Annotated in this window: 1 pseudogene; it reads left to right on the top strand. The window is 51.0% G+C overall.

Features of this window, described 5'->3' with window-relative positions:
* Nucleotides 1-288: pseudogene (locus B2Z72_RS19240) on the top strand (DNA topoisomerase IV subunit A); the annotation flags it as partial.

Genomic DNA, 288 nt, shown 5'->3' with positions numbered 1-288 from the left:
CGCGGCGAGCAGGATGAGCTGGAAAAAGAACGCGAAAATCTGGAAAAAACGCTGGGTTCCGAGCGTCGTCTGAAAACTCTGATCAAAAAAGAAATTACCGCCGATGCTGAACAGTATGGTGATGAACGTCGTTCACCGGTTGTGGTCCGTGGTGAAGCAAAAGCCTTCAGTGAAACCGAACTGGTGTCTGCTGATCCGGTGACCATTGTGCTGTCGGATAAAGGCTGGGTACGTGCCGCCAAAGGCCACGATATTGATTGCGAAAACCTGAGCTACAAAGCCGGTGAT

It is taken from the genome of Thalassolituus sp. UBA6592 (genome assembly GCF_002433655.1).
Classification (GTDB): domain Bacteria; phylum Pseudomonadota; class Gammaproteobacteria; order Pseudomonadales; family Oceanobacteraceae; genus Venatoribacter.
Note: the sequence above shows the minus strand (reverse complement) of the source record. Positions and strands in the feature narration are given on the sequence as shown.